This is a genomic window from Pseudomonas sp. EL_65y_Pfl2_R96, assembly GCF_963970905.1.
Lineage (GTDB): Bacteria > Pseudomonadota > Gammaproteobacteria > Pseudomonadales > Pseudomonadaceae > Aquipseudomonas.
The window spans coordinates 1-22,900 of the sequence record NZ_CAXAQH010000009.1 but is presented as its reverse complement, the minus strand read 5'-3'; the positions used below and the strand labels follow the sequence as shown (position 1 = coordinate 22,900).

Annotated in this window: 31 protein-coding genes, 1 tRNA gene and 2 pseudogenes; 21 read left to right on the top strand and 13 right to left on the bottom strand. The window is 56.7% G+C overall.

Going from position 1 to position 22,900, the window contains the following annotated elements:
• Nucleotides 1–3 precede the first annotated feature (3 nt).
• From AACY49_RS11980 to AACY49_RS11965, 4 genes are read left to right on the top strand one after another with little or no spacing between them, the layout of a single operon-like run.
• The gene (locus AACY49_RS11980; protein WP_258696709.1) at nt 4–1,023 is read left to right on the top strand and encodes a LacI family DNA-binding transcriptional regulator; all 1,020 of its coding nucleotides are present in this window, start codon (nt 4–6) and stop codon (nt 1,021–1,023) included.
• Between the two features lie 24 nt (nt 1,024–1,047).
• Nucleotides 1,048–1,965 (top strand): ribokinase, encoded by a 918-nt coding sequence (rbsK, locus tag AACY49_RS11975; RefSeq protein WP_320391204.1) that lies wholly within the window; start codon nt 1,048–1,050, stop codon nt 1,963–1,965.
• Nucleotides 1,962–2,366 (top strand): D-ribose pyranase, encoded by a 405-nt coding sequence (rbsD, locus tag AACY49_RS11970; protein WP_258696707.1) that lies wholly within the window; start codon nt 1,962–1,964, stop codon nt 2,364–2,366. Before rbsK ends, rbsD begins: the two co-directional genes overlap by 4 nt.
• Nucleotides 2,367–2,399: 33 nt before the next feature.
• The gene (locus tag AACY49_RS11965) at nt 2,400–3,428 is read left to right on the top strand and encodes a nucleoside hydrolase (protein ID WP_339523899.1); all 1,029 of its coding nucleotides are present in this window, start codon (nt 2,400–2,402) and stop codon (nt 3,426–3,428) included.
• Between the two features lie 41 nt (nt 3,429–3,469).
• On the opposite strand, the gene AACY49_RS11960 is transcribed toward AACY49_RS11965, so the two are convergent.
• Nucleotides 3,470–3,676: a hypothetical protein gene (locus AACY49_RS11960; RefSeq protein WP_258696705.1), complete on the bottom strand. Its 207-nt coding sequence runs from the start codon at nt 3,674–3,676 to the stop codon at nt 3,470–3,472.
• Between the two features lie 131 nt (nt 3,677–3,807).
• On the opposite strand from AACY49_RS11960, the gene AACY49_RS11955 reads away from it, so the two are divergent.
• Together AACY49_RS11955 and AACY49_RS11950 are read left to right on the top strand one after the other, a co-directional pair.
• On the top strand, nt 3,808–4,113 hold the full coding sequence (locus AACY49_RS11955) for a hypothetical protein (protein ID WP_320391202.1): 306 nt from the start codon (nt 3,808–3,810) through the stop codon (nt 4,111–4,113).
• Between the two features lie 166 nt (nt 4,114–4,279).
• Nucleotides 4,280–4,597, top strand: coding sequence for an I78 family peptidase inhibitor (locus AACY49_RS11950; RefSeq protein ID WP_258696703.1), 318 nt, complete (start codon nt 4,280–4,282; stop codon nt 4,595–4,597).
• Between the two features lie 72 nt (nt 4,598–4,669).
• On the opposite strand, the gene AACY49_RS11945 is transcribed toward AACY49_RS11950, so the two are convergent.
• Both AACY49_RS11945 and AACY49_RS11940 read right to left on the bottom strand, forming a co-directional pair.
• Nucleotides 4,670–4,882, bottom strand: a complete 213-nt coding sequence (locus AACY49_RS11945; protein ID WP_003179963.1) for a cold-shock protein — start codon at nt 4,880–4,882, stop codon at nt 4,670–4,672.
• A gap of 292 nt (nt 4,883–5,174) precedes the next feature.
• A complete protein-coding gene (locus AACY49_RS11940) occupies nt 5,175–5,477 on the bottom strand; it encodes a hypothetical protein (protein WP_258696702.1) in 303 nt (100 codons plus the stop codon).
• 373 nt (nt 5,478–5,850) lie between these two features.
• On the opposite strand from AACY49_RS11940, the gene thrS reads away from it, so the two are divergent.
• From thrS to AACY49_RS11895, 9 genes are all read left to right on the top strand, one after another.
• Complete coding sequence (gene thrS / locus AACY49_RS11935) at nt 5,851–7,773, top strand: threonine--tRNA ligase (protein ID WP_258696701.1); 1,923 nt, start codon at nt 5,851–5,853, stop codon at nt 7,771–7,773.
• Nucleotides 7,773–8,324, top strand: a complete 552-nt coding sequence (gene infC, locus AACY49_RS11930; protein ID WP_172435341.1) for a translation initiation factor IF-3 — start codon at nt 7,773–7,775, stop codon at nt 8,322–8,324. The genes thrS and infC overlap by 1 nt, the downstream gene beginning before the upstream one ends.
• A 60-nt stretch (nt 8,325–8,384) precedes the next feature.
• Nucleotides 8,385–8,579: a 50S ribosomal protein L35 gene (rpmI, locus tag AACY49_RS11925; RefSeq protein ID WP_002553160.1), complete on the top strand. Its 195-nt coding sequence runs from the start codon at nt 8,385–8,387 to the stop codon at nt 8,577–8,579.
• A gap of 28 nt (nt 8,580–8,607) precedes the next feature.
• Nucleotides 8,608–8,964 carry a 50S ribosomal protein L20 gene (gene rplT, locus AACY49_RS11920; protein ID WP_007905879.1) on the top strand — a complete coding sequence of 119 codons (357 nt, stop codon included), beginning with the start codon at nt 8,608–8,610 and terminating at the stop codon, nt 8,962–8,964.
• Nucleotides 8,965–9,073: 109 nt separating this feature from the next.
• A complete protein-coding gene (gene pheS / locus AACY49_RS11915; RefSeq protein WP_007905876.1) occupies nt 9,074–10,090 on the top strand; it encodes a phenylalanine--tRNA ligase subunit alpha in 1,017 nt (338 codons plus the stop codon).
• 26 nt (nt 10,091–10,116) lie between these two features.
• Complete coding sequence (gene pheT, locus AACY49_RS11910) at nt 10,117–12,498, top strand: phenylalanine--tRNA ligase subunit beta (RefSeq protein WP_320391200.1); 2,382 nt, start codon at nt 10,117–10,119, stop codon at nt 12,496–12,498.
• A gap of 3 nt (nt 12,499–12,501) precedes the next feature.
• On the top strand, nt 12,502–12,804 hold the full coding sequence (ihfA, locus tag AACY49_RS11905) for an integration host factor subunit alpha (protein WP_002553164.1): 303 nt from the start codon (nt 12,502–12,504) through the stop codon (nt 12,802–12,804).
• Nucleotides 12,785–13,141 carry a MerR family transcriptional regulator gene (locus AACY49_RS11900; RefSeq protein ID WP_003179985.1) on the top strand — a complete coding sequence of 119 codons (357 nt, stop codon included), beginning with the start codon at nt 12,785–12,787 and terminating at the stop codon, nt 13,139–13,141. The genes ihfA and AACY49_RS11900 overlap by 20 nt, the downstream gene beginning before the upstream one ends.
• 89 nt (nt 13,142–13,230) lie before the next feature.
• Nucleotides 13,231–13,307: transfer RNA gene (locus AACY49_RS11895), tRNA-Pro, on the top strand.
• Between the two features lie 76 nt (nt 13,308–13,383).
• On the opposite strand, the gene AACY49_RS11890 is transcribed toward AACY49_RS11895, so the two are convergent.
• Both AACY49_RS11890 and AACY49_RS11885 read right to left on the bottom strand, forming a co-directional pair.
• Entirely contained in the window at nt 13,384–14,496 is a 1,113-nt protein-coding gene (locus AACY49_RS11890; RefSeq protein ID WP_339524056.1) for a phage integrase Arm DNA-binding domain-containing protein, read from the bottom strand.
• Nucleotides 14,496–14,708 (bottom strand): hypothetical protein, encoded by a 213-nt coding sequence (locus tag AACY49_RS11885; RefSeq protein ID WP_090318852.1) that lies wholly within the window; start codon nt 14,706–14,708, stop codon nt 14,496–14,498. The genes AACY49_RS11890 and AACY49_RS11885 overlap by 1 nt, the downstream gene beginning before the upstream one ends.
• A 653-nt stretch (nt 14,709–15,361) precedes the next feature.
• On the opposite strand from AACY49_RS11885, the gene AACY49_RS11880 reads away from it, so the two are divergent.
• Nucleotides 15,362–16,039, top strand: coding sequence for a hypothetical protein (locus tag AACY49_RS11880; protein ID WP_339523896.1), 678 nt, complete (start codon nt 15,362–15,364; stop codon nt 16,037–16,039).
• Between the two features lie 78 nt (nt 16,040–16,117).
• Nucleotides 16,118–16,363 carry a hypothetical protein gene (locus AACY49_RS11875; protein WP_339523895.1) on the top strand — a complete coding sequence of 82 codons (246 nt, stop codon included), beginning with the start codon at nt 16,118–16,120 and terminating at the stop codon, nt 16,361–16,363.
• 27 nt (nt 16,364–16,390) lie between these two features.
• Here AACY49_RS11875 and AACY49_RS11870 read toward each other — a convergent pair.
• Nucleotides 16,391–17,245 (bottom strand): annotated as a pseudogene (locus AACY49_RS11870) (DNA adenine methylase).
• A gap of 136 nt (nt 17,246–17,381) precedes the next feature.
• Between AACY49_RS11870 and AACY49_RS11865 the strand changes: the two are divergent.
• Entirely contained in the window at nt 17,382–17,822 is a 441-nt protein-coding gene (locus tag AACY49_RS11865; protein ID WP_339523894.1) for a hypothetical protein, read from the top strand.
• Nucleotides 17,823–17,847: 25 nt separating this feature from the next.
• Here AACY49_RS11865 and AACY49_RS11860 read toward each other — a convergent pair whose 3' ends face one another.
• The 3 genes from AACY49_RS11860 to AACY49_RS11850 are packed head-to-tail and all read right to left on the bottom strand — an operon-like array spanning nt 17,848 to nt 18,764.
• A complete protein-coding gene (locus AACY49_RS11860) occupies nt 17,848–18,171 on the bottom strand; it encodes a hypothetical protein (protein ID WP_339523893.1) in 324 nt (107 codons plus the stop codon).
• Nucleotides 18,172–18,174: 3 nt separating this feature from the next.
• Nucleotides 18,175–18,495 carry a hypothetical protein gene (locus AACY49_RS11855; RefSeq protein WP_339523892.1) on the bottom strand — a complete coding sequence of 107 codons (321 nt, stop codon included), beginning with the start codon at nt 18,493–18,495 and terminating at the stop codon, nt 18,175–18,177.
• Nucleotides 18,492–18,764 (bottom strand): hypothetical protein, encoded by a 273-nt coding sequence (locus AACY49_RS11850; RefSeq protein WP_339523891.1) that lies wholly within the window; start codon nt 18,762–18,764, stop codon nt 18,492–18,494. Before AACY49_RS11850 ends, AACY49_RS11855 begins: the two co-directional genes overlap by 4 nt.
• 156 nt (nt 18,765–18,920) lie before the next feature.
• Between AACY49_RS11850 and AACY49_RS11845 the strand changes: the two are divergent.
• Nucleotides 18,921–19,001: pseudogene (locus tag AACY49_RS11845) on the top strand (glycoside hydrolase family 19 protein); the annotation flags it as partial.
• Nucleotides 19,001–19,504, top strand: coding sequence for a lysis system i-spanin subunit Rz (locus AACY49_RS11840; protein WP_223483711.1), 504 nt, complete (start codon nt 19,001–19,003; stop codon nt 19,502–19,504). The pseudogene AACY49_RS11845 and the gene AACY49_RS11840, both read left to right, overlap by 1 nt.
• 88 nt (nt 19,505–19,592) lie before the next feature.
• Here AACY49_RS11840 and AACY49_RS11835 read toward each other — a convergent pair whose 3' ends face one another.
• The 4 genes from AACY49_RS11835 to AACY49_RS11820 form a co-directional block, all read right to left on the bottom strand.
• On the bottom strand, nt 19,593–19,979 hold the full coding sequence (locus tag AACY49_RS11835; RefSeq protein WP_339523890.1) for a hypothetical protein: 387 nt from the start codon (nt 19,977–19,979) through the stop codon (nt 19,593–19,595).
• On the bottom strand, nt 19,976–20,581 hold the full coding sequence (locus AACY49_RS11830) for a hypothetical protein (protein WP_339523888.1): 606 nt from the start codon (nt 20,579–20,581) through the stop codon (nt 19,976–19,978). The genes AACY49_RS11835 and AACY49_RS11830 overlap by 4 nt, the downstream gene beginning before the upstream one ends.
• A 133-nt stretch (nt 20,582–20,714) precedes the next feature.
• A complete protein-coding gene (locus AACY49_RS11825; protein ID WP_258696646.1) occupies nt 20,715–21,212 on the bottom strand; it encodes a PAAR domain-containing protein in 498 nt (165 codons plus the stop codon).
• A gap of 21 nt (nt 21,213–21,233) precedes the next feature.
• Nucleotides 21,234–21,920, bottom strand: coding sequence for a hypothetical protein (locus AACY49_RS11820; protein ID WP_339523882.1), 687 nt, complete (start codon nt 21,918–21,920; stop codon nt 21,234–21,236).
• A gap of 714 nt (nt 21,921–22,634) precedes the next feature.
• Here AACY49_RS11820 and AACY49_RS11815 point away from each other — a divergent pair.
• Nucleotides 22,635–22,775: a GNAT family N-acetyltransferase gene (locus AACY49_RS11815; RefSeq protein ID WP_339523879.1), complete on the top strand. Its 141-nt coding sequence runs from the start codon at nt 22,635–22,637 to the stop codon at nt 22,773–22,775.
• Nucleotides 22,776–22,900 lie beyond the last annotated feature (125 nt).

Here is a 22,900-nt window from a genome sequence, read left to right as displayed (position 1 = left end):
GTCATGGCAACGATCAAGGATGTAGCGGCACTCGCGGGCATTTCCTACACCACGGTTTCCCATGTGGTGAACAAGACGCGGCCGGTCAGTGAGGAAGTGCGGATCAAGGTCGAGGCGGCAATCAAAAGCCTCGACTACGTGCCCAGCGCCGTGGCCCGCTCGTTGAAAGCGAAAACCACCGCGACCATCGGCCTGCTGGTGCCCAACAGCCTCAACCCTTACTTCGCCGAGTTGGCCCGTGGCATCGAGGATTACTGCGAGCGCAACGGCTATTGCGTCATCCTCTGTAATTCCGACGACAACCCGGACAAGCAGCGTAGCTACCTTCGCGTACTGCTGGAAAAACGCATCGACGGTTTGATCGTTGCGTCTGCCGGTGGTGACAGCGGCCTGGCTGAAGGCCTGGCGGGCGTGCGCACGCCGATGGTGATCGTCGACCGTGATCTGGAAGGCGTCGATGCGGACCTGGTGCGTATCGATCACGAATACGGCGCCTATCTGGCGACCCGGCACTTGCTGGAGCTGGGGCATCGGGACATTGCCACGATTGGCGGGCCGGCGAGTACCAGCGTGGCGCAGATGCGTCTGGCCGGATATTGCCGCGCCTTGAAAGAGGCGGGCGTCGAAGTGCCGCGTGAGCGCATGCTGGAAAGCGATTTCACCAGCACCGGCGGTTACAACGCCGCTGCGATCCTGCTGGAAAGGAATCCGCCCAGTGCGATCTTCGCCGGTAACGACATGATCGGCATCGGTGTGTTGCGCGCCGCTGCCGAGCGCAATATTCGCGTGCCCACCGAGCTGTCGGTGATCGGTTTCGACGATATCCAGATGAGCCGTTATGTCTATCCGGCGTTGACCACCGTGGGCCAGTCGATCCTGCGGCTTGGCGAGATGGCGGCCGAGGTGCTGCTGCGCCGGATTGCCGCGCCGGATCTGGCGACCGATCAGCGCATCGTGACGCCCAGTATTGTCCTGCGAGAATCGACCGCGCCGCTGGCCGGTGTGTTTGACCAATACCGCTGAAATCGAATTGATGAGTAGTGATGTATGCCAGCAAAAGTAGTGGTAATAGGCAGCCTGAACATGGACCTGGTGACCCGGGCGCCACGGCTGCCCCGTGGTGGTGAAACGCTGATAGGCCAGTCGTTTTCCACGGTTTCCGGTGGCAAGGGCGCGAACCAGGCCGTGGCCGCGGCGCGTCTGGGGGCGCAGGTGTCGATGGTCGGTTGTGTCGGCAGTGATGCCTATGGCGACGCGCTGCGCGGAGCGTTGTTGGCCGATCAGATCGATTGCCAGGCAGTCAGTACTGTCGAAGATTCCAGCGGTGTGGCGTTGATCGTGGTCGATGACAACAGTCAGAACGCGATTGTGATTGTTGCCGGCGCCAATGGTGCGCTGACCCCCGAGGTGATCGACCGTTTCGACAGCGTGTTGCAGACGGCGGATGTGATCATCTGTCAGCTGGAAGTGCCGGATGCCACGGTCGGCCATGCCTTGAAGCGCGGCCGTGAGCTGGGCAAAACCGTGATCCTCAATCCGGCGCCGGCCAGTCGCCCGCTGCCAGCGGATTGGTACGCGGCCATCGATTACCTGATCCCCAACGAAAGCGAAGCCTCGGCCTTGAGCGGTTTGCCCGTGGACTCCCTGAGCACTGCCGAAATCGCCGCGACCCGGTTGATCGCCATGGGTGCCGGCAAAGTGATCATTACCCTCGGCGCTCAGGGATCGCTGTTTGCCAATGGCACACGCTTGGAGCATTTCCCGGCGCCGAAAGTGAAGGCGGTCGATACCACTGCGGCCGGTGACACGTTTGTCGGTGGTTTCGCCGCGGCCCTGGCGGCCGGCAAAGGCGAGGCCGAGGCGATCCGTTTCGGTCAGGTCGCCGCTGCGCTGTCGGTCACCCGGGCCGGCGCGCAACCTTCGATTCCCACCTTGTCTGACGTACAGGCCTTTAAAACACCATGAAAAAGACACCTTTGCTCAACGTCGCGCTGTCGCGGCTGATCGCGTCTCTGGGCCATGGCGACATGATCGTGATCGGCGATGCCGGTCTGCCCGTACCGCCCGGCGTCGAATTGATCGATCTGGCCTTGACCCACGGCATTCCGGATTTCGTCAGTACCTTGAAAGTCGTGCTCAGCGAAATGCAGGTCGAAAGCCATGTGCTGGCCCATGAGATTCTGGACAAGAAACCGTCGGCCTTGAGCACACTGGATGAACTGAATGCCGAAGGCGCGGTTGGCCGGCGCGAACTGCTCGGTCATGAGCAATTCAAAGCGCTCAGCCGACAAGCACGGGCGATTGTTCGTACAGGCGAATGTCAGCCGTACTGCAACATTGTGTTGGTGGCTGGCGTAACGTTCTAACTTTCCGTTCTTCCCACGCACAAGGAGTGCGCTATGCACCGCTATGCCCAGAAACTGCACCACCTGCTTCGGAGTCTGCTGCTTTTGTCCCTGATTACTGCAACAAGCGCCCAGGCAGCGGAAAAGATCGACTTGATCATCGACACCGATCCGGGGGCCGACGATGTGGTCGCCTTGCTGTTTGCCCTGGCCTCGCCGGAAGAACTGAACATTCGTGCACTGACCACCGTCGCTGGCAACGTGCGCCTGGACAAGACCTCGCGTAACGCGCGTCTGGCCCGCGAGTGGGCGGGCCGCGAAGAGGTGCCTGTTTACGCGGGCGCGCCGAAACCGCTGATGCGCACGCCGATCTATGCCGAGAACATCCACGGCAAGGAAGGCCTGTCGGGTGTCACCGTGCATGAGCCGAAGAAAGGCCTGGCCAAAGGCAACGCGGTCAACTATCTGATCGATACCCTGAAGGCCGCCAAGCCCCATAGCATCACCATCGCCATGCTCGGGCCACAGACCAACCTGGCCCTGGCGCTGATCCAGGAACCTGAAATCGTTCAGGGCATCAAGGAAGTGGTGATCATGGGCGGTGCGCACTTCAACGGCGGCAACATCACCCCGATGGCCGAATTCAACCTGTTCGCCGACCCACAGGCGGCGGAAGTGGTGCTGAAAAGCGGCGTCAAGCTGACTTATTTGCCGCTGGACGTGACCCACAAGATCCTCACCAGTGAAGCGCGCCTGAAGCAGATCGCCGCTCTGAACAACAATGCCAGCAAACTGGTGGGCGATATTCTCAACGAATACGTCAAGGGCGACATGGAGCACTACGGTATTCCGGGAGGCCCGGTGCATGACGCCACGGTCATCGCTTACCTGCTCAAACCGGAGCTGTTCACCGGTCGTTCGGTCAACGTAGTGGTTGATAGCCGCGAAGGGCCGACCTTTGGCCAGACCATTGTCGACTGGTATGACGGCCTGAAGGCGCCGAAGAATGCCTTCTGGGTTGAAAATGGCGACGCTCAGGGCTTCTTCGACCTGCTGACCCAGCGGCTGGCTCGCCTGAAGTAAGCCGTATGCCCCGCAGGTGCCCGCCTGCGGGTTTTTTACGCTTACTCGGTTTCTGTTGCGCCCATATAGTCGGCGGGGTACTTCTCGAGTACCTGTGCGATGAAGGTCTGGGCGGCTTGCGTCCCCAGTTCCTTGACCAGCAAATCGATACCAATGATTGCCAACTCTTCCGGGGTGCCCGGGCTGTAAGAGCTGTGGCCCTGTGGCCACTTGATTGTGATGTTGGCGTCGATGCTTACGGTGGTCATGATGGCGCTCGTGAAATCGAGATGTCTGAGTGTCGAGTTAACCATTTTGCGGGACGTTTGGCACTCCGACTTAGGCATGAAGGGAGGGCTATGCGACACTTGGTCTTTGACGAATTTTCAAGGACTGTGCTGTGCAGATCGATTTGAACACTCCTGACGGCTTGACCCTTGGGGCGGTGCGTCAGCTACTGGCCTCTGCCAGCGATGATGAGCACACCCAGCTGCGGGTCACCAAGGGCGGCATCGCCTACATTTCGTCGGGTGTCGTGGGCGGTACTGATATCGACGGGCTGCTGTTTCGCCTGGAAACATGGGCCAAGGGCTCGGGTTATGTCGGATTGGTCGCGGCCAGCGACGAAGTCTGGGTCATGCAGATCTTTAATGCGCTGAAAGAAAACTGGCCGAATCCGCCGTTCGACTACATCGACGTCTATTGAGCGCTGTTCATATTTAGTCACGATTGCGGGATGAACGGCAGGGTGATGCTCAGGCAAACTCGCCGCTTGTCCAGGCCGAGGGCAGGGTGATAGCGCCGGTCTTGAAACCAAACACCAAAATGGCGGTCGCACGATCTCAGCTTAACTATTGAAAAAAGGAGGCTTCATGCCTTGGAAGCTCGCGTCATTGGGTACTTTGTTGGCTGCCACGCTGCTGGCTGGTTGCAGCAGTACGTCCACCGAGTCGGTAAAGGACCCGGTGGCGACCGATACCGGCCACAGCCGTTGTGAAGCAAAGGCTGCCGAATTCACCCTTGGCAAAAAGGCTTCGCCCGAACTGCTGGAGCAGGCACGCACCCGTGCAGGCGCGCAGAATGCCCGGTTCCTCAAGCCCGATGACATGGTGACCCTGGAGTACCGCTCCGATCGCCTGAACCTGAACACCGATAACAACCTGGTGGTCACTCGCGTCAACTGCGGCTGATTGCTGCAGGCTTTTGTTTCATCCATAAAAAAACCCCGTCACATGGACGGGGTTTTTTAGTGCGCCAGAAAATTACTCTGGGCGAACTTGTGCAGCTTGCATACCCTTTTGGCCTTTCTCAGCCACGAAGGAAACGGTTTGGCCTTCTTTCAGGCTTTTGAAACCGTCGCTTTCGATAGCTTTGAAGTGTACGAACAGGTCGTCACCGCCACCTTGAGGAGTGATGAAGCCGAAGCCTTTTTCATCGTTGAACCATTTAACGGTGCCGGTTTGGCGATTAGACATGGTGTATCTCCAAGAAACATATATTTTCAGTAGTACTGTGCTGCTCAGGCCAACTGGGCACACCGGAGTATCATAGTCGAAATGTTCGCTTTGGGAGCCCCCCGGCCGTGCTGTTTGCCCTGCAGTCGCGTTCTCTTTGTTGCTATATGTGGCTGAAAGCCCCGTTTTAAAAGGCTTTCAGCCGAAAGTAAAGACAATAAAAAAAGCTGTAAAACCTGCATATTTTGTACGAAAAAGCTGTTTTCAGAGGCTTTTCATCGGCTGTTAAGGCCTTCAAAGCGTTCTGTGGGGCTTATTTTTTCGCCTTCTCATCGGCTTTGCAGGAGGCAATTTTAGTCAGTGCTTTTTGTTTCAGTGCGTCACTGGCGGTGTTGTCCATCAATGACTGGATGTCGCTGGCCGGGTACGATTTGATCGCATCAGCACCGCATGCACAGTGAGCTTTTGCAGCCGCAGCGCCAATCTGCGGGGAAGCAGCTTGTGTGCACTGCGCCATGTACTTCTCGCGCTCGCCCTTTGGCCAGTCGGCATGAGCAGTCAGCGGCAGCAGCAGGACGACGGGTGCGACGACGGCAAATAAACGATTCAGACGCATGCTGAGATGCTCCTTTTGGGTCAATGTCTTTTATCTGATGGGTGACGCGGGGTTCAAGTTCAGCACTCTGGCATAAAAAAGCCCGATTTGCCCCAGCAGAAAACCCCGGTGCATCGACGACCGTTCATCTGTGCTAGCATGCCCTGCTCGGGCGTTTGCAGGCTCCGGATGACCTTCAGTCCCGGTAGCGGCAGAGGCGCGAATAACCCTGATTTGAATCCCAGTCACTCTGGTTCGGTTTTCCGGTTGGCCGCAAGGCTCCTGCCGCTGTAAGGCAGGCGTTCGTTATTGAATGGCCTGGACCGGATCTTGTACTGGCTCATCCCAACCCACGTGACCTTTGGTAGGGGTCACCACTAGGAGAGGAGGCGCCATGCCAACTATTACTCTTCCCGATGGCAGTCAACGTTCATTCGATCACCCGGTTTCCGTAGCCGAGGTCGCCGCATCCATTGGTGCCGGTCTGGCCAAGGCCACCGTGGCCGGCAAGGTCAATGGCAAGCTGGTCGACGCCAGCGATATCATCGACAGCGATTCCTCGCTGCAAATCATTACGCCAAAGGATGAAGAGGGGCTGGAGATCATTCGCCACTCTTGCGCCCACCTGGTTGGCCACGCGGTCAAGCAGTTGTACCCGACGGCCAAGATGGTCATCGGCCCGGTCATCGAAGAAGGCTTCTATTACGACATCGCCTTCGAGCGTCCTTTCACGCCCGACGACCTGGCCGCCATCGAACAGCGCATGCAGCAGCTGATCGAGAAAGATTACGACGTGATCAAAAAAGTCACTCCGCGCGCCGAAGTGATCGAAGTGTTCAAGGCCCGCGGCGAAGACTACAAGCTGCGTCTGGTCGAAGACATGCCGAACGAGCAGGCCATGGGCCTGTACTATCACGAAGAATACGTCGACATGTGCCGTGGCCCGCACGTGCCGAACACGCGCTTCCTGAAATCCTTCAAGCTGACCAAGCTGTCTGGCGCCTACTGGCGTGGCGATGCCAAGAACGAGCAATTGCAGCGCGTTTACGGCACCGCATGGGCGGACAAGAAGCAGCTGGCGGCTTACATCCAGCGCATCGAAGAAGCTGAAAAACGCGATCACCGCAAGATCGGCAAGCGCCTGGGCCTGTTCCACACCCAGGAAGAGTCGCCGGGCATGGTGTTCTGGCACCCGAACGGCTGGACTCTGTACCAGGTGCTCGAGCAGTACATGCGCAAGGTTCAACGCGACAACGGTTATCTGGAGATCAAGACTCCACAAGTCGTTGACCGCAGCCTGTGGGAGAAATCCGGGCACTGGGCCAACTACGCCGACAACATGTTCACCACCCAGTCGGAAAACCGCGACTACGCCATCAAGCCGATGAACTGCCCTTGCCACGTGCAGGTGTTCAACCAGGGCCTGAAAAGCTACCGCGAGCTGCCAATGCGTCTGGCCGAATTCGGTGCCTGCCACCGTAATGAGCCGTCGGGTGCGCTGCACGGCATCATGCGCGTTCGTGCCTTCACTCAGGACGATGCTCACATCTTCTGTACTGAAGAGCAGATGCAGGCCGAATCCGCCGCGTTCATCAAGCTGACCATGGACGTTTATGCCGACTTCGGCTTCAAAGACGTCGAGATGAAGCTGTCCACTCGTCCGGAAAAACGCGTCGGTTCCGACGAACTATGGGATCGCGCCGAAGCGGCATTGGCCGCAGCCCTTGATAGCGCGGGCCTGCCGTACGATCTGCAGCCGGGCGAGGGTGCGTTCTACGGTCCGAAGATCGAGTTCTCGCTGAAAGATTGCCTCGGCCGCGTCTGGCAGTGTGGTACCCTTCAGCTCGATTTTAACCTGCCTGTCCGTCTGGGAGCCGAATACGTCTCCGAAGACAACAGTCGCAAGCACCCGGTGATGTTGCACCGGGCGATCCTGGGTTCCTTCGAGCGCTTCGTCGGAATTCTGATCGAGCACTACGAGGGTGCATTCCCTGCGTGGCTGGCGCCGACCCAGGCAGTGATTATGAATATCACTGATAAACAAGCCGATTTTGCCGCCGAGGTTGAAAAAACTCTCAACGAAAGCGGGTTTCGTGCCAAGTCTGACTTGAGAAATGAAAAGATCGGCTTTAAAATCCGCGAGCATACTTTGCTCAAGGTTCCCTATCTCTTGGTTATCGGAGATCGGGAAGTCGAGATGCAGACTGTCGCTGTGCGTACTCGTGAAGGTGCTGACCTGGGCTCGATGCCCGTCGCCCAGTTCGCTGAGTTTCTCGCGCAAGCGGTTTCCCGGCGTGGTCGCCCAGATTCGGAGTAATTATTATTAAGCGTGAAATGAGACAAGATAAACGAGCTGCACCGAAAGCCCCGATCAACGAGAATATCTCGGCACGCGAGGTTCGGTTAATTGGGGCTGAAGGTGAACAGCTTGGGATTGTGTCAATTGAAGACGCGCTTCTTAAGGCTGAAGAGGCCAAGCTGGATCTGGTGGAAATTTCCGCCGATGCAGTACCCCCTGTTTGCAAACTGATGGACTACGGCAAATCGATCTTCGAGAAGAAGAAGCAGATTGCCGCAGCCAAGAAAAACCAGAAGCAGATTCAGGTTAAAGAAATCAAGTTTCGTCCAGGGACGGAGGAAGGGGATTACCAGGTAAAACTGCGCAACCTGGTACGTTTCCTGAGTGACGGGGACAGGGCCAAGGTATCCTTGCGATTCCGCGGCCGTGAGATGGCCCACCAGGAGCTGGGGATGGAACTCCTCAAGCGAGTTGAAGGTGACTTGCTCGAGTACGGTTCGGTCGAACAGCATCCTAAGATGGAAGGACGCCAGCTGATCATGGTCATCGCCCCGAAAAAGAAGAAGTAATCAACAGGGCACGGCAGGCCTTCTGATTATGTTTATCAACTGAATGCGGAGTATCCGAACATGCCAAAAATGAAAACGAAAAGTGGTGCTGCTAAGCGGTTTTTGAAAACTGCTAACGGTATCAAGCACAAGCACGCTTTCAAGAGCCACATCCTGACTAAAATGTCGACCAAGCGTAAGCGTCAACTGCGCGGTAGCAGCTTGCTGCATCCGTCTGACGTGGCAAAAGTCGAGCGCATGCTGCGCCTTCGTTAATTTTAGTCAAGAATAGAGGAAGTAACTCATGGCTCGTGTAAAGCGTGGCGTCATTGCCCGTAAACGTCACAAAAAAATTCTGAAACTTGCTAAAGGCTACTACGGCGCTCGCTCGCGCGTATTCCGTGTTGCCAAGCAAGCGGTAATCAAGGCAGGCCAATACGCCTACCGTGACCGTCGTCAGAAAAAACGTCAGTTCCGCGCTCTGTGGATCGCTCGTATCAACGCTGGTGCACGTATCAACGGTCTGTCCTACAGCCGTTTCATCGCCGGCCTGAAAAAAGCGTCCATCGAGATCGACCGTAAGGTTCTGGCTGATCTGGCAGTGAACGAAAAAGCGGCGTTTGCTGCGATTGTCGAGAAAGCTAAAGCCACCTTGGCTTAAGTACCCCCGACAGTCACCCGGCCTCACCTCTGTGGGGTCAGGTGTTAAACGTCATAAATAGGGGAAGAGCCTTCAAGCTCTTCCCCTATTTTGTATCTGGAGTCTGTACATGGAAAACCTGGACGCGCTCGTCTCTCAAGCACTAGAGGCTGTGCAAAGCGCTGAAGATATCAATGCCCTGGAGCAAATCCGGGTTCACTACCTTGGCAAAAAGGGTGAATTGACTCAGGTGATGAAGACCCTGGGGAATTTGCCGGCGGAAGAGCGTCCGCAAGTCGGTGCGCTGATCAACGTTGCCAAGGAGCGTGTCACAGAGGTTCTCAATGCGCGCAAGGCACTGTTTGAAGAGGCTGATCTGGCCGCCAAACTGTCTGCCGAGTCCATTGACGTGACCCTGCCTGGCCGTGGCCAGACCTCGGGTGGTCTGCATCCGGTTACTCGCACTCTGGAACGTATCGAACAGTTCTTCACTCACATCGGCTACGGCATCGCCGAAGGCCCTGAGGTCGAAGACGACTACCACAACTTCGAAGCGCTCAACATCCCAGGCCATCACCCGGCCCGGTCGATGCATGACACCTTCTATTTCAATGCCAACATGTTGCTGCGCACCCATACCTCGCCGGTACAGGTTCGCACCATGGAATCGAAACAGCCGCCGATCCGCATCGTCTGTCCAGGCCGTGTGTACCGTAGCGACTCCGATATCACTCACTCCCCGATGTTCCACCAGGTCGAAGGCCTGCTGGTCGACCGCGATATCAACTTCGCCGACCTGAAAGGGACCATCGAAGAGTTCCTGCGCGTGTTCTTCGAAAAAGAACTGGCTGTGCGTTTCCGTCCTTCGTACTTCCCGTTCACCGAGCCATCCGCCGAAGTCGACATGGAATGCGTGATGTGCAGCGGTAAAGGTTGCCGTGTCTGCAAGCAGACTGGCTGGCTGGAAGTCATGGGCTGCGGCATGGTTCACCCGAACGTGCTGCGTATGTCCGGGATCGACCCGGAAGAGTTTTCGGGCTTTGCCTTCGGCATGGGCGTTGAGCGTCTGGCCATGCTGCGTTACGGCGTGAACGACTTGCGTCTGTTCTTCGACAACGACTTGCGGTTCCTCGCGCAATTTCGCTAGTCGTAACGAATTCTTAGGAGAGCAGGATGAAATTCAGTGAACAATGGCTGCGTGGCTGGGTAAGCCCGCAGGTAAATCGCGACGAGCTGGTTGCTCGTCTGTCGATGGCCGGTCTTGAGGTCGATAGTGTTACGCCGGCCGCCGGTGAATTCAGTGGCGTGGTGGTGGGTGAGGTGCTGAGCACCGAGCAACACCCGGACGCCGACAAGTTGCGTGTTTGCCAGGTCAGCAGTGGCGCGGAAACTTTCCAGGTCGTATGCGGTGCACCCAACGTGCGCCCGGGCCTGAAGATCCCGTTCGCCATGATCGGTGCCGAACTGCCGGGCGATTTCAAAATCAAGAAAGCCAAGCTGCGTGGAGTTGAATCCAACGGCATGCTGTGCTCCCAGGCCGAACTGCAAATCGGCGAAGGCAACGACGGCCTGATGGAATTGCCGGCCGATGCGCCGGTCGGTCAGGACATTCGTGAATACCTGAGCCTCGACGACGCCAGCATCGAGGTCGACCTGACCCCGAACCGCGGTGATTGCCTGTCGCTGGCCGGTCTGGCCCGCGAAGTCGGTGCGCTTTATGCCGCCCCGGTGGTTCGCCCGGCCATTGCCAGCGTTCCTGCCGTACACGACGAAGTGCGTTCGATCGAAGTGCTGGCGCCAAACGCTTGCCCGCGTTACCTGGGTCGTGTGATCCGTAACGTTGACCTGTCTAAACCTACGCCACTGTGGATGGTCGAGCGCCTGCGTCGTGCCGACGTGCGCAGCATCGACGCCGCCGTCGACATCACCAATTACGTGATGCTGGAACTGGGCCAGCCGCTGCACGCCTTCGATCTCGCCGAAATCAATGGCGGCATTCGCGTGCGCATGGCCGAAGAAGGCGAGAAGCTGGTGCTGCTCGACGGTCAGGAAGTCAGCCTGCGTAGCGATACGCTGGTGATTGCCGACCACACCCGCGCCTTGGCTATCGCCGGCGTCATGGGCGGCGAGCACAGCGGCGTCAACACCGCGACCACGCGCGATATTTTCCTGGAAAGCGCGTTCTTCGACCAGATTGCCGTCGCTGGCAAGGCTCGTTCCTACGGCCTGCACACCGACGCTTCGCACCGCTACGAGCGTGGCGTGGACTGGAAGCTGGCCCGTGAAGCCATGGAGCGCGCCACTGGCCTGCTGCTGGAAATCACCGGTGGCGAAGCCGGCCCGATCGTCGAAACCGTCAGCGAGCAGCACCTGCCGTCGATCGCGCCGATCACCCTGCGTGCCCAGCGCATCACCCAGATGTTGGGTATGGAAATGGATTCGGCCGAAGTCGAGCGTCTGCTCAGCGCTTTGGGTCTGACCATTTCTGCCGATGGGGCAGGGCAGTGGCGCGTAGAAGTGCCAAGCTTCCGTTTCGATATCAGTCTGGAAGTTGACCTGATCGAAGAGCTGGCCCGCCTGTACGGTTACAACCGCCTGCCGGTTCGTTACCCGCAAGCCCGTCTGGCGCCACAAGCCAAGGCTGAAGCGCGCAGCGATCTGCCAGAGCTGCGTCGTCTGCTGGTGGCCCGTGGTTATCAGGAAGCGATCACGTACAGCTTCATCGATCCGAAACAATTCGAGTTGTTTAATCCGGGTGTCGAGCCGCTGCTACTGGCCAACCCGATTTCCAACGACATGGCTGCGATGCGTTCGTCCCTGTGGCCGGGTCTGGTCAAGGCACTTCAGCACAACCTGAACCGCCAGCAGGATCGCGTCCGCCTGTTCGAAAGCGGCCTGCGCTTCGTCGGTCAGCTGGAAGGCTTGAAGCAAGAGCCGATGCTGGCCGGTGTGGTATGCGGTAGCCGCCTGCCGGAAGGCTGGGCACAAGGTCGCGATGTCGTGGATTTCTTCGACGTCAAAGCCGATGTGGAAGCGGTGCTTGGCTTCGCCGGTGCGCTGGATTCGTTCACGTTCGTGCCAGGTAAACACCCTGCGTTGCACCCGGGTCAAACCGCGCGCATCGAGCGTGATGGTCGTTTGGTAGGTTATGTCGGCGCCATCCACCCTGAATTGTCGAAAACCCTCGGTCTCGACCGTCCGGTCTTCGTTTTCGAGCTGGTTCTGGCCGAAGTGGCTTCGGGCAAAATGCCTAAATTCCAGGAGTTATCGCGCTTTCCTGAAGTGCGTCGTGACCTTGCACTGCTGGCGGACAAAGACGTTGCGGCCACTGCCGTACTGGACGTAATCCGTGAAAATGCAGGCGAATGGCTAACGGACCTCAGGCTATTTGACGTGTATCAGGGTAAAGGCATTGATCCGCATAGAAAAAGCCTTGCAGTTGGCTTGACCTGGCAGCATCCATCGCGCACTCTTAATGACGATGAGGTGAATACCACGACGCAAAACATCCTCACCTCGCTCGAACAAAGGTTGAACGCCACGTTAAGGAAGTGACGTATGGGGGCTTTGACGAAAGCTGAGATGGCGGAACGTCTGTATGAAGAGCTGGGCCTGAACAAGCGGGAAGCCAAGGAATTGGTCGAACTGTTTTTTGAAGAAATCAGGCACGCTCTTGAAGACAACGAACAAGTCAAATTGTCCGGTTTCGGCAATTTCGACCTTCGGGACAAACGCCAGCGGCCTGGCCGCAATCCGAAAACGGGAGAAGAAATCCCGATCACGGCTCGCCGTGTGGTCACCTTTCGTCCAGGGCAGAAGTTGAAGGCCCGAGTTGAGGCTTATGCTGGAACCAAGTCATAACGACGAACTACCCGTCATCCCGGGCAAACGCTACTTCACCATTGGTGAAGTCAGCGAGCTGTGTGCGGTAAAGCCGCACGTGCTGCGCTACTGGGAGCAGGAGTTTCCTCAACTCAACCCCGTCAAACGCCGCGGAAACCGCCGGTATTATCAGCGCCAGGACGTGCTGATGATCCGGCAGATCCGCGCGCTTCTTTACGATCAGGGGTTCACCATCGGCGGCGCGCGCCTGCGTTTGTCCGGCGATGAAGCCAAAGACGACACCACCCAATACAAACAAATGATCCGCCAGATGATCGCGGAGCTGGAAGATGTTCTGGTAGTCCTCAAGAAATAAATTCCTGCTTTTAAATACTTCCAGTTTTCAAAAGCTTGCGATATATTCTTGAGCGTTCCTCGAGATGAGGAACAGAGTCAACGCCTAGTCGGGGCGTAGCGCAGTCCGGTAGCGCACTAGCATGGGGTGCTAGGGGTCGAGTGTTCGAATCACTCCGTCCCGACCATATTTCGTAAGGGGATCAAGCACTTAGCGGCTTGATCCCCTTTCTCGTTTCAGGTCTGCGCAAAACTGGCGCAAAACTATCCGGTGATTTCGCTGATATTCAGGTCCGGAATCGCCTCGGACCAGACGATTTCCTCATGGTCCCGCTGGTAGTTTTTGGTCATACCCTCGCTCGCGTGCCCTGCGATCTTCTGTCCATCCTTTCCGGCTTTCTTGTACAGGTGCAGCGACAGCGCTCGCACTTCATGGAAGCCCGGCATCTCCTCTTCCTTCCATCCCTTGTAGCATTCCGCCGCCTCCCTGGCGTCCTTGAATGCACGCGTGAGATACCGCTCTTCAACCTTCGTCCAGTGGTCCTTGGTCTGTGCCTGTTTCTGTTTCAAGCGATCAGGCTTTCGGTGTACCAGATACGGCGAAGCGGTGTCATCGCGGCACCGACTGATCACGGCCTGCAATTCGGCAGTAACCCGAAAGCGAATCCATGCCGCGTCACTAGCCTTGGCCGTCTTCTTCTGCACTACGTACAAGAAGCCCTCACGAACGCCATCGAAGCGCATGTCCAGGATGTCTGTTCGGCGCTGGGCGGTGATCAGGGCGAGATCGATTGCGTTCTGCAGCCAGGCAGGCGCCTTCTCCCGGATGGCCTTCAGGCCCTCTATGGTGTGACGCTTGCGCTGCTTCTTCTCGATGCGGTTGATTGTGCTGGCCGCCGGGTTCTCCGGGCATAAGCCTTTGGCCGCTGCGTGGTTGAAGATGTCGACGAGTAGAGCCCGGCACTGGTTCGCGGTGCGCGGGGTGAGAGCGTCCAGCATTTCCGCGACCATGCGAATGGATATCTGGTCGACGGCCTTTCCCTCGAACTGCTTGCGGAAACACCTGAAGTGCACTGCGTACAAGCCGAGCGTGCCCTTGGCCAGCTCTCGCGGTGGCAGCACATCAGCTTCGTACTTATCGAGGAAGGTAGCGAACGACTCCGATGAAGCGGACATCACGGCACCGACTAGGTCAGCACCGCGCATAAATTCCAGGTTCAACTGCTTCGCGGCGTCGATCGCTTTGATGCGGTCACTACCGAACTGGAACCACTTCCCATCGGTCGGCCGCCGGTAACGATAAGTCGAGCGCCGCGCATCGAAGTACAGGTTCTGCGGAAGGCTTTTGTTCGCAGTATTGCGCGGCCGTGGTGCCATCATGCAGCTCCTTTCAATACCATCGCCACTAGGTCGTTGCCGTTCGACCGGCTGAACGCGGCCCAGTCAACGTACCAGAGTTTGCCGATCTGCTCGCCGGGCACCATGCCGTTGCGAATGTGGTTGCGGATGGCCTGCGGGCATTGCGGTGTGCCGCCTTCGCCCCATCGCCGGCGCTGAAACTCGCTGATCTTGATCAGTTCTTTTTTCATTACTTGCTCCATGCCGCGCGTGGTGGCAGAAGGTGGGAAGTGGATTCAGTCTTTGCTGTAGCTGGAGCTGCTATCACTCGAGCTGGACGAACTGCAGCTGTCGTTCGACGAGTAACTGCTACCGCTGTCATGGCTGCTGTAACTGGTAGGTGCGCAATGGCTGTGTGAGCGGGGCGGCTCGTACGAATCGACCTGACTGAGAGGGCTGAACGGGCTCAGCGGATTTAGAGGGCTGAGCAGATCTGATGGAGGGGCGCTTCTTATGGGGCTGGATGATGGGGTGTAAAGGCTGTCGGCTGAGCCGCCGGCGAAAGTTGATGCTGAGGACTTCTCGGTGGGCTTGCGACGAAAGCGCTTTTTTAGAAAATCGAACATGCAAGATTCCTCGCCCGCCGTTCACCGGCAGGCTGTTCAGTTGTGAATAGTTCAGAATTGCAGAGGAGACGCAGCGTTGCGGAGCGCGTCCCAGTTCGCCCTGCCAGGTGCTCAGGATATGTGCTGAGCGGCCAGCAGCTGGTTAGGGCGAACTCTTTTCGATCAGCTCCGCGGCCCCGTATAGATGAGCCAGGCCATGTAGGTGATGTGTTGGTTTTCTGTGGGCATGGGGATACGTCGCAGGTATTATTCTGCAAAAACTAGAAATGGAGTTCGTTATGAACCGTTGGCTATCAGGAATTGGTTTAGTTCTTTCGGCTATTTATTTGTACGGGGTCTACCACTTTGCCGGTTCGAGAATTGGTTCGCTTGAAGTGATGGCCTTAAATGAGTTTGGTGATTTTTTAGCCGGAGTGTTTGGGCCTATTTCGATACTGTGGCTGGTTCTTGGTTTCTTCCAGCAAGGGCTTGAACTTCGTCAGAACAATGAGGCACTAAGGCTTCAGGCTGTAGAGTTGAAAAACTCTGTTGAGCAGCAGAAAGAACTGGTTTCTGTATCTAGGGAACAGGTCCAAGCTGAATTAGACAATATGCGAAATGCTCGTGATCAACGCGCAAAATCCATTCGGCCTTTGTTCGTGGTTGCTGGAAATGGAGGCTCTCATTCCGGTTTACATCATGAAATGGATTTTTCAGTTCAAAATCTAGGCTCGACTGTTACGAGTGTGAATTTTGATTTTTCTGATCAGTTTAAACTTATAAGTCAGACTAAGCACTTGATGGAGCATAAAGACATCGCTCGATTTAAAGTCTCGTTCAATGGTAACGGTGAAGGTGTCGGCGACAAGCTTGCAGTGACTTATTTGGATGCGGATTTTACTCCAGGAGTATGTATGTTCAATATTTCCTTTCCGCCGGGAGGCGGGTATCCCAACTTTAAGGTTGAGCAGCTCTAATATCTTCGCCGGCTGGCGTGATTCGTTGAAGTGGGGTATTTGTGTTCTGGCCCGGTATGGAGCCGGAAGGAGATCTACATGTGCGCCGAACCAGTAGCACCAGTGCTTATCCCGAAGGAGCTAACCAAAGGAAAGGATGCATGGATTGACTATGCGTCGAATGTCCAAAGTCCTGCCCTGCCTGACTCAGTGCGTGTGCTGATAGGTAGAGGCGAAAGGTATGACGTGATAGAGATTCTAAGCGGGCCATTTGATAGCTGGAGCGCTGTCAATCAGCAGGCAGCTGATATTGCAAACAACTGGTACGACCGTGGCGATGGCTGATCTAGTAGCGCAATAGGTGAGGGTGGGTCAGGCCCGCTCGCCGAGATCCAGGCCGATCTGGCTGACCCGATCAACACAGGCCGGGTTCAGCCAGATGCATTCGGTTCGGATTGCCGTGCCGCGCCCAGCGGAGATTCGCGCCGAGGTGCTGTAACTCGCCCAGCCTGGCAGCAACTCTGCGTAAAGGTCGCTCGGGTATCCCGACAGCACGACCATTCCTTCTAGCTCGAGCAACACGCTGAGCAGATCTCGGTGCGCCGCGTCGTCCATTTCGTGCTTATAGTAGCGGCCGCTTGATGCGCCTTTGTAGCGGGTGTCATGCACGTATGGTGGGTCGACGTAGTGCAAAGTTTGCGGTCCGTCGTGGGCTTTGATTACCTCGATCGCCGGCCTGTTCTCGATAAGTACGCCGGTCAGGCGTTGGCCAACCTCGGCGAGCTGTTCCGGGTAAGTTGCCCAAAGCGACTGGGCCGTGCCGTACTGCCGCTTGGTGTCGATGCGAAAACCCGTGACGCCCTTCGTTGCGCCGGCGGAGCCGAAGCCCATCTGGGCTCTGATGATCGTCCGGCGCGCACGTTCGATCGGCTCGGCGCTTGGCTCCCATGACAATTCGAACTCTTCCCGGGAGTAGGGTGTGAACACCAGGCGTTCGGTGAGTCACGATCGCGTAACCGGATCCTGAAGAACGCGGAACAGGTTCACGATGTCGCCGTCTAGGTCGTTGTACACCTCGGCATACGACCGAGGCTTTTGCATCAGCACGCCGGCCGCGCCGCCGAACGACTCGACGTAGCAGGTGTGCGGGGGGAAGTGTTGCAACACCCACGGCGCAAGCCGGAACTTTGCACCGTGGTAGCGGATAACCGGTGCGGTGATGGTCATAAGTGATTTCCAGTCAGGAGCCGCCCTCCGTGACCGGATGCGACAGTGGGGGGTGGTGGCAATTTAATGGTGTGTGGTCTACAAAGAGATGGGCTCTATTCGCCCATCAATGGACTTTTTAACGGGAGCAGATGCAATGGATTTCACTCGTAATCCTGAAGAATTCCCAGGCTACTTAAGCAAGGTCAAGCGTGACTGGACTTATGCGTCATCAACTTTTTTGGGGCTTGTAGAGAACTGGCAGGAAATATCGAAAGCATATTTCGCGGATCTCGTCGATGTGAAGTTGGCTCAGGAAGAAAACAGCATCGAAGGGAAGGTGCTGGATAAAATATTCTCAATTAAGCTTAGCCTTTTAGCCGTAGAGCAAGCCGGCTACGCAGAGGCCGTGCTTCTGACTCATCAAATCGGGGGCGGCAAAGTGGAAATAGGTCGATTCCGCATCCATCGAGATGGCGGCATCCTGAGTGTGGACGGTACAACACTCATCGATGCTGGCGATCGCTTTTACAGCTACAAAATAATCACTTCTGTTCTTCGCGCGGTGATGGAAGCACCGACAACAATTAAATCTTGAGCAATATGCGAAAAAACTGTGCTTGTTAGTCGTCTCCGCACAGGCGCAGCGCCTCGCGCCTGTAAGCATGCTCCAATTTCCGCGACACGTTTTCGCTGATTGTGAATTCGTGTCGCGACATGGTGGCAAAGCGGGCTGATTCTTCGGCCGGCGCCGCAGCAAGATTGAGCAGGAAGGTCGACACTGTTTCCTGCCATTCCTCGAAGTCATGGCGCTCGCCCAGTACCTGAAGTGCATCAGCAAGCGCCTTCGACACAATCAGCGACCGCTTCTCGGCGCCGATCCGATCCAGCAAGGCTTTCTCCTTGGCGCGCTTGTCCTTCTGAATCTCCGCGTTGCTCTTGGCCATGGCCTACCTCTTCAATTCCGTGGGCCGGTAGATCCAGCCATGTCTGTCGTCGGCGCTGGCGCGCTTGGCTTCCATGCCCATTTCTTTCGCTGCCTCGATGACGGTCTTGCCGGCGTCGGCCAGTTGCTTCAGCCGCGGAGCGAGCTTGTCGCGCTCGATCTTCAGCTTGTTGCTGTGGGAGCTGCCGTACATCATCTCCCTTTCACCACTGACGCCCGGGGCGACTTCCTGCACCGATCGGCCAGTGCCGAAGAATTGATCCAGCTGCTGGTTCAGGTTCGCGATGAGCGAGTCTCGCGGGTTGGGCATTGGTACGCCGATCACTGCGCACCTCCGGGAAGGCGGCTGGCCTTTTCCTCGAGCTGCATGGCGTAGTCGACGGCGGGGGCGTATTCAAAGCGGAAACCGCAGGTCCTGCCGGTGACCAGGTCGACAATGTGGTAAGCCTTCGGACCGACAGTTTTCACCTGGAAGCGCACCTTCTGCACAGGCGCTTCCTTACCGATCAGGGAGTAGAACTCGGACGTTGCGATAACTGCGCGAAGACGCAGAGCCTGAAGCCCGTCGATGCGTTGCTTCATGAGTGATTGCATGGCTGATTCCTCCGGGTGGGTTGCTTGTATTCGTCAGCACTCGGGCCGCCTGCTGGTTGCCGTTGGGCGCAGGGGAGGGTGCTGACGGATAAAGGCAGGATTGATTTCATGGGTGTTCCTCTGGGTTGGGTTGCATCCCGATGCACCCGGTAAGCCACCCGATGCATCAACGGCGGATTGAACGGTTTGCAGGATCGGCTGGAAATCTGGTCGCGGGCTCAGGCGGTGCTGTTGTGATTGCGGTCCCGTGGAAGGCGGTCGGCGCGCTGGTGCTGGTTCTGATTGGAGCCGGAAGTACTTGGCATTTACAAGACTGGCGCTATGGGAAGCAACTGGCCGAGCAGGCGCGGTTGCAAGCCGAAACCCTCAATCAACTGACCCTGATGGCCGCCACCGCGCAGCAGGCCGAGCAGGACAAGCGTCTGGCTCTCGAGGAGCGCCTGTCGGTCAGCGAACAAACCCACTACAGGAAATTGAGCGATGCACAAAAAGACCAGAACCGCCTGCGCGATCGTCTTGCCACTTCTGATCTGCGGCTGTCAGTCCTCCTCGACGCGGATTCAGCCGCTGGCTGTGACGTGCCAAAAGCCACCGGCGCCGGCGGCGTGGATCATGCAACCGTACGAGCCCAACTTGACCCAGCGCATGCTCAAAGAATTATCGCCATCACCGATGAAGGCGACCGGGGAATGATTGCCCTGGCTGCGTGCCAAGCGTATGTGAGGGGGGTATCACACTGAGGTTGAATGACTGCAATTTTCGGCGCGGGGCCAGGTACTGGCAAATGTCGCCCCATTCAAAATGGTCGGTTGCTATCCCGCGCCGCGCTTACTTGGCGTCAGGACACTCATCGGCCCATCGCGTAACCGTCATGTCATTGAATTGCTCCCCAATGGTGTCGACGCGCAGGCAAGTGCCGTTCTTTGAGTAGAACAAGATGCAACGCGAGCTATCAAAAGAGCAGACATCGAGTTCGAAGAACTTGCGTGCAGCCAGCTCCCGCTCCACGCCACTATATTCATAGCCATCGGTGGTATGCATCCGCGTCGGCTTCCATCCTTGTTTGACGAGCTTGGCCCTGGCCGCGACCAAGGGTTCACCGACGGCGATGCCTGCCGGCCCGCGCCTGTCGCTTGTCGCCTGCGAGCCATCCGCAAACGCTGCGCTGGTGCCAATGCAATAAAGTGCGACGAGCGCGAGGATTGAAAACTTCATTTGACAGTCCCTCCAGCCGATTTGTAACTCTCCAAAAACTTTGGATACTCGGCATACGGTTGCGGCGGATAATGATTTTTCTTACCAGGCCCTTCGGGAAGTGCCGCCCACCTCGTTGCCGCCTTCGGCATTGCTCCCGGGATGTCGCCGGCCTTGATCTTATCGATCACACCGAGGGTGCGCAGAATGTCGACCGCGATAAGGTCTTGCGTATTAGGCGTAAAGTCGGTGAGCCCCATCTTTCCGGCATACTCGCGCCAAGTGGCAATGGTAATTTGATACATGCCCGATGCCGTAGTTTTTCCGCCGTGACCTGCCCCCGGATGGGTGGACTCATCAGTGAAAGTCCATTTTCCAGTTTTAAAACCCGGTGCCCAGCCATAACCATATTTCGCGTGGTAGCTACCGCCTTCAGATTCGGCAATGGCAACCAAAAATGCCTTCACGTTCTTATTCTTCAAATACTCCTCATTCTCAGCCCGTCTTACCTGTTTCTTTGCGTCCAGCGATACAGTTTTTGGGGTGGAGTCTTTGACGGGCGTCACCGCTCTTGTGGCTACGGGAGACATTTTTCTGCCATTCTTGCTAACCACTTCAGCCATGATGAAAGTCACCAATATAGATTTTGACGCTCACTGTCTGCCCCTCTGGGCAAACAGAAATAATGAAACTTGTTCTTTGGTCTGGGGAAGATTGTGTGCTGTCGGTTGTATGAAGGGCATCTGCTGCCATGCCTTAGTCCTCCAGAAACAGTTTGATTGTTTCGGACAGGTGCGAACTCACTACATGCGTATACCCCATCGGATCACTTACACCGTGTTCCATGCTGCCGTCAGCGCGCTGGATGGCGTAATTAAGATTGGGTAGAGGCTCGCCCGAGTCTTGGTCAACTAGTCTGAACTTGTCGCTGAAGTGCACTGGCATCGGCAGCAGGCCGCTGAAGGGGGCTGGTACGAAGGTGTCGCCAATAATGACCGTGCCGGATCCACCCATAACCACGTTTCCGTGGCCACCTGTACTGCCTTGAGTAGCGGCATTCAGCCCATTGATGAGAACCGTAGAGCTGACGGCACCGGTGATCGGGCTACCGCATGCGGATTTATCGGTCATGCGAGCGGCGGCAAGGCCGTCGAAATTCACATTGGGGGAGCCACTGGCAATCGGATTCGTGCCATGTCCCGGAAGCGGACAATTGGTGGGATCTGTAACTCGGGCAGCAGGTTTGCCACTCATGGGAAGTTCCTTTTCAAGGTTTCAAATGGGGTAATAAGGGTCGATGGGCGAGTCGGAAAAGCGCCAGCACTCATCCCTAGGGTTGAACAGTGCTCGGTGGTTTTCTCGCATGGGACGGCAAGCCAATAACGCCTGCCAGGCGATTTCGACGCAGCTGTCCATGGCCTGAATGGAATAGCCATCAAGCTGGTTGAGCCAGGCGTTGTAATTGGGCATGCCGACGCTGCGGTAGGTACTGAGCAATATCTCGGCGACTTCTTCGCCCCAGTGGATGAAGCGCCCCGGGCTCCAGGGGCCTGTCTGGGCGTAAATAAACCAGCCCAAGCTTGGCAAGTCACCATCTGCAAGTCGTAACGTGTCGCGCTGCGAGGAAAAACCACAGGTGATGTGGACGGTCAGCCAACCCTGGTGTTGCTGGATAAATCCAGTGGGGTCGAATTGTGCCAGCGGTACGACACGATAACCTGAGTCAGGCATTGACCTGGCAACCAACTCAGCGTCCAGCCTTGAAACGAAGGCCCGAATCGCCTTGCCTTCGCCGGACGCCGTGCAAAGAATTTCAACCGGCGTGCTCGCAGGTATGTCGCTGAAACCGACGATGCGAACTAGCCCATAAAGGCGTAATGAGGTTTTTAGGCCGCTGGGATGAAGCGAGGTATCGAGTGTGCAGGCGCAGGGGATGGGCACATCCATAGGTGCAGGGCGCATCAAATATTACCGTCCATGTAAATGTGCGTCGCGAAGAATGCCCTAGGCAGAAGTCGCGCTCAACAATATTTACAATGTTTAGGTTGACAACCAGTCAATGATCGCCGATTTCGTGGGCCGTACCGCCTTGGCGTTCGAGCCTGGCGCGGAGCGTCTGGTGTGGTTGCCCCATTCGTGACGCAGGTTCATCCGCGGTGGTGCGGGGGAGGTGTGATTGTGTTCGGTCGGCAGGACGCCGGGGGAGGGGGGCGCGCAAAACCACCGCTGGAGGCCACGGTTTCTCGTTTGCATAAGCACAAAAGTACGGATATTTTGCCCGACTGAATAAGGCATTTATTTATTTAAAAACAATAGGTTAGGTGTTTTATGCCCCCAGTATGGGGTGCTAGGGGTCGAGTGTTCGAATCACTCCGTCCCGACCATATTTACTGAGTAAAATCAGACACTTAAGCCGATCAGATGGATCGGCTTTTTTGTGCCTGTGAGAAACCTCCACTTTAGGGCACATATAGGGCGCATGAGGACCATGTCTAGAACTCTCGCAGTTTTTGTCCTGCATGTGCTGTCCTAACATCGGTTGAAACCCTTTTCCAGTGCGTGTCTTTTTTCTCCGTGTTTAGAATTTCGGGATGTCTTTCAAGTGCCTTTTTTTGGCGTGATTTGGAGGCTCACTCACTTCGGTCGTGCCACGTCTCGTAAGAGTCAGAGCTAGGGTTGCTCATCTATGAAAATTGGGGACCGCCAGAGGGCTTCATTTACGAGATTTTCGTGCTTAGAGAAGACAGGAGAGGTGGGGTCGGAGCTTGGGTGCTTGGGGAGGCTGAGCGTCTTGCAATTGACCTTGGCTGCATGTAGTGGTCAACTAATTCCGGACACCTCGATAGGAGGTTTAGACGCCATTGCCCGTTCGTAAACGGTCGGTGGCAGATATCCCAGTTTCGAGTGCAGCCGCTCGTTGTTGTAAAACCCAACGATGTATT

Bases quoted from the DNA above. Each gene is read 5' to 3' on its own strand.
- AACY49_RS11980 (WP_258696709.1), top strand. From the start codon at position 4: ATGGCAACGATCAAGGATGTAGCGGCACTCGCGGGCATTTCCTACACC.
- rbsK (WP_320391204.1), top strand. From the start codon at position 1,048: ATGCCAGCAAAAGTAGTGGTAATAGGCAGCCTGAACATGGACCTGGTG.
- rbsD (WP_258696707.1), top strand. From the start codon at position 1,962: ATGAAAAAGACACCTTTGCTCAACGTCGCGCTGTCGCGGCTGATCGCG.
- AACY49_RS11965 (WP_339523899.1), top strand. From the start codon at position 2,400: ATGCACCGCTATGCCCAGAAACTGCACCACCTGCTTCGGAGTCTGCTG.
- AACY49_RS11960 (WP_258696705.1), bottom strand. From the start codon at position 3,676: ATGACCACCGTAAGCATCGACGCCAACATCACAATCAAGTGGCCACAG.
- AACY49_RS11950 (WP_258696703.1), top strand. From the start codon at position 4,280: ATGCCTTGGAAGCTCGCGTCATTGGGTACTTTGTTGGCTGCCACGCTG.
- AACY49_RS11945 (WP_003179963.1), bottom strand. From the start codon at position 4,882: ATGTCTAATCGCCAAACCGGCACCGTTAAATGGTTCAACGATGAAAAA.
- AACY49_RS11940 (WP_258696702.1), bottom strand. From the start codon at position 5,477: ATGCGTCTGAATCGTTTATTTGCCGTCGTCGCACCCGTCGTCCTGCTG.
- thrS (WP_258696701.1), top strand. From the start codon at position 5,851: ATGCCAACTATTACTCTTCCCGATGGCAGTCAACGTTCATTCGATCAC.
- rpmI (WP_002553160.1), top strand. From the start codon at position 8,385: ATGCCAAAAATGAAAACGAAAAGTGGTGCTGCTAAGCGGTTTTTGAAA.
- rplT (WP_007905879.1), top strand. From the start codon at position 8,608: ATGGCTCGTGTAAAGCGTGGCGTCATTGCCCGTAAACGTCACAAAAAA.
- pheS (WP_007905876.1), top strand. From the start codon at position 9,074: ATGGAAAACCTGGACGCGCTCGTCTCTCAAGCACTAGAGGCTGTGCAA.
- pheT (WP_320391200.1), top strand. From the start codon at position 10,117: ATGAAATTCAGTGAACAATGGCTGCGTGGCTGGGTAAGCCCGCAGGTA.
- ihfA (WP_002553164.1), top strand. From the start codon at position 12,502: ATGGGGGCTTTGACGAAAGCTGAGATGGCGGAACGTCTGTATGAAGAG.
- AACY49_RS11900 (WP_003179985.1), top strand. From the start codon at position 12,785: ATGCTGGAACCAAGTCATAACGACGAACTACCCGTCATCCCGGGCAAA.
- AACY49_RS11890 (WP_339524056.1), bottom strand. From the start codon at position 14,496: ATGGCACCACGGCCGCGCAATACTGCGAACAAAAGCCTTCCGCAGAAC.
- AACY49_RS11885 (WP_090318852.1), bottom strand. From the start codon at position 14,708: ATGAAAAAAGAACTGATCAAGATCAGCGAGTTTCAGCGCCGGCGATGG.
- AACY49_RS11880 (WP_339523896.1), top strand. From the start codon at position 15,362: ATGAACCGTTGGCTATCAGGAATTGGTTTAGTTCTTTCGGCTATTTAT.
- AACY49_RS11875 (WP_339523895.1), top strand. From the start codon at position 16,118: ATGTGCGCCGAACCAGTAGCACCAGTGCTTATCCCGAAGGAGCTAACC.
- AACY49_RS11865 (WP_339523894.1), top strand. From the start codon at position 17,382: ATGGATTTCACTCGTAATCCTGAAGAATTCCCAGGCTACTTAAGCAAG.
- AACY49_RS11860 (WP_339523893.1), bottom strand. From the start codon at position 18,171: ATGGCCAAGAGCAACGCGGAGATTCAGAAGGACAAGCGCGCCAAGGAG.
- AACY49_RS11850 (WP_339523891.1), bottom strand. From the start codon at position 18,764: ATGCAATCACTCATGAAGCAACGCATCGACGGGCTTCAGGCTCTGCGT.
- AACY49_RS11835 (WP_339523890.1), bottom strand. From the start codon at position 19,979: ATGAAGTTTTCAATCCTCGCGCTCGTCGCACTTTATTGCATTGGCACC.
- AACY49_RS11830 (WP_339523888.1), bottom strand. From the start codon at position 20,581: ATGGCTGAAGTGGTTAGCAAGAATGGCAGAAAAATGTCTCCCGTAGCC.
- AACY49_RS11825 (WP_258696646.1), bottom strand. From the start codon at position 21,212: ATGAGTGGCAAACCTGCTGCCCGAGTTACAGATCCCACCAATTGTCCG.
- AACY49_RS11820 (WP_339523882.1), bottom strand. From the start codon at position 21,920: ATGCGCCCTGCACCTATGGATGTGCCCATCCCCTGCGCCTGCACACTC.